The sequence below is a fragment of the Mycobacterium sp. UM_11 genome (assembly GCF_001414075.1).
Classification (GTDB): domain Bacteria; phylum Actinomycetota; class Actinomycetes; order Mycobacteriales; family Mycobacteriaceae; genus Mycobacterium.
The window spans coordinates 1-2,721 of the sequence record NZ_LATC01000200.1; the positions used below are offsets into that span (position 1 = coordinate 1).

Here is a 2,721-nt window from a genome sequence, read left to right on the forward strand (position 1 = left end):
GCCAACCACACCGTGCACGGGGTGTTGGTGGCCACCAACTTCTTTGGCGTCAACACGATTCCGATCGCGCTCAACGAGGCCGATTACGCACGGATGTGGGTGCAGGCCGCCACCACCATGTCCACCTATCAGGCGGTCTCCACCGCGGCGGTGGCTGCGAACCCGCCGACCGACCCCGCGCCGCCGATCGTGAAATCCGATGCCACCGCCCAAGACTCGGGCGGCGACATCCACGACCCCACGATCGACAACCCCCTCGACGATTTCATCGCCAACATCCTGAGGAATCTCGGCATCAACTGGGACCCGGCGGAGGGCACCGTCAACGGGTTGCCCTACGACGCGTACACCAATGCGGGAGAACCGATCTTCTGGGTGGTTCGAGCGCTGGAACTGCTCGAGGACTTCCAGCAGTTCGGCTACTACCTGGTGCACAACCCGGCGCTGGCCTTCCAGTACATCGTCCAGCTCATCCTGTTCGACTGGCCGACGCACATCCTCGAAATCTTCACCAGCCAGCCCGAATTGCTGGCGCCGGCGGTGCTGCTGGCGGCGGCCCCGTTCGGCGCCGTGGCCGGGTTCACGGGGTTGGCCGGGCTGGCCGCCGTGCCCCAACCCGCGGTCGCGCCGGCGCCGGTCCCGGCGCCCCCCCCAATGCCCGCCCCGATGCCGGCCGTCGCGATGTCGCCGCCCACCATCGCCCCGGCCGCGGCTCCCGCCTCGGCTCCGGCCTCCGCGCCCGCCCCGACCGCGAGCACCGTGGCCAGCCCCGCGCCGCCCTCCCCGCCGCCACCGCAGGCGGCGGGTTTCGCGCCCCCCTACGTGATCGCACCGCCCGGCATCGGGTCCGGCTCCGGGATGGGCGCGGGTGCCAGCGCGAGCGCCAAAAGGAAAGCGCCGGAGCCGGATAGCGCCGCGGCCGGCGCGGCCGCGGCGGCTCGGGAACAGGCCAGGAAGCGCCGGCGCCGGCGCGCGGCGCAACGCGACCACGGCGACGAGTTCGCCGACATGAACGTCGACGTCGACCCGGACTGGGGCGCCCCGGATGGCGAGCCGTCCACGGTCGCGTCGGATCGCGGCGCCGCGCTGGGGTTCGCCGGAACCGCGCGCCGGGAGGCCGGCGCCCCGGCGACGGGACTGACAGCGCTGTCGGCCGACGAGTTCGGGGCCGGGCCCCGGGTACCGATGCTGCCGGGCGGCTGGAGCCCCGGGTCGACCACCGCGCCGGATCGGCCCGACACCGGACGCCGGTAATGTCGACTTTGTGCGTAGCGAAGGTGATACCTGGGACATCACAACAAGTGTCGGTTCGACGGCGTTATTCGTGGCGACCGCCCGAGCGTTGGAGGCGCGCAAGCCCGACCCGTTGGCGGTCGACCCGTACGCGGAGGTGTTCTGCCGCGCCGTGGGTGGGTGGGCCGCCGACGTGCTGGACGGCAAGGCCCCTGGCCACGAGCTGACAACGCCCGAATTCGGCGAACACTTCGTCAACTTCCAGGGCGCCCGCACCAAGTATTTCGACGAGTACTTCCGCCGCGCCGCCGCCGCGGGCGTGCGGCAGGTGGTCATCCTGGCGGCGGGGCTGGACTCGCGCGCCTACCGGCTGGACTGGCCCGCCGGCACCACCATCTTCGAGCTGGACCAGCCGCAGGTCCTCGACTTCAAGCGTGAGGTGCTCGCCGGCCAGGGCGCCCAGCCGAACGCCGAACGGCGCGAGATCGCGGTGGACCTGCGCGAGGACTGGCCGCAGGCGCTGCGTGACAACGGCTTTGACGCCGCCCGGCCGTCGGCCTGGATAGCCGAGGGCCTGCTCATCTACCTCCCGGCCGCCGCCGAGGAGCAGCTGTTCACCGGCATCGATAACCTGGCCGCCCCGGGCAGCCACGTCGCCGTCGAGGACGGCGCCCCGCTCGACCAGGCGGACTTCGAGGCGAAACGCGAGGAGGAGCGCGCCGCGATGGCCGACGGTGCCGAGCGGCCCTTCTATCAGTTGGTGTACAACGAGCGGATCGCGCCGGCGACCGAGTGGTTCGGCGAGCGCGGCTGGACCGCCGTCGGCACCCCGCTGGCCGATTTCCTGCGCCAGAACGGCAGGCCGGTCCCCGGGCCGGACGTCGACGCCGGCCCGATGGTCGCCCGCAACACCCTGATGAGCGCCGTCAAAGACTGAGCTCTTCAAGAGTTCCCGATGAGTTGATCCCGCGACGGAACTTTTCCGCGCCGCGCCCCGACTACTACCGGGCTGATCGGTGCGCCGCCCAACAGCCCGGGCGGCGCCGGTCTCGGTCCGGCGAGGAGTTCGGCGCATGGCGTTACGCGGTTTCTCCGACGGTTGGGCCGGTGGCGGGCGATGACCGCGCCGGTATGGATGGCACTGCCCCCCGAGGTGCACTCGGCGGAGCTGAGCAGCGGTCCCGGGCCGGGCGGCCTGTTGGCCGCCGCGGCGGCCTGGAGCTCGCTGAGCGCGACCTACGCGTCGGCGGCCGACGAGCTGTCCGCGACCCTGGCCGCGACGCAGGGCGGGGCGTGGGAGGGGCCCACCGCCGCGCAGTACGCGGCCGCGCACGCGCCCTACCTGGCGTGGCTGACGCGGGCCAGCGCCAACAGCGCGGCGGCCGCGGCCCGGCACGAAACCGCGGCCACGGCCTACACCGCGGCCCTGGCCGCGATGCCGACGCTGCCGGAACTGGCCGCCAACCACACCGTGCACGGGGTGTTGGT

The 2,721-nt window shown here is 72.8% G+C and carries 3 protein-coding genes; all 3 read left to right on the plus strand.

Going from position 1 to position 2,721, the window contains the following annotated elements:
• Nucleotides 1–1,254, plus strand: a 1,254-nt coding sequence (locus tag WU80_RS24490; protein WP_055405887.1) for a PPE family protein, incomplete at its 5' end; no start/stop codon positions are given.
• A gap of 10 nt (nt 1,255–1,264) precedes the next feature.
• Complete coding sequence (locus WU80_RS24495; RefSeq protein WP_055405666.1) at nt 1,265–2,170, plus strand: class I SAM-dependent methyltransferase; 906 nt, start codon at nt 1,265–1,267, stop codon at nt 2,168–2,170.
• 180 nt (nt 2,171–2,350) lie between these two features.
• Nucleotides 2,351–2,721: PPE domain-containing protein (locus tag WU80_RS24500; protein ID WP_156349762.1), on the plus strand; the 371-nt coding region annotated here is incomplete at its 3' end.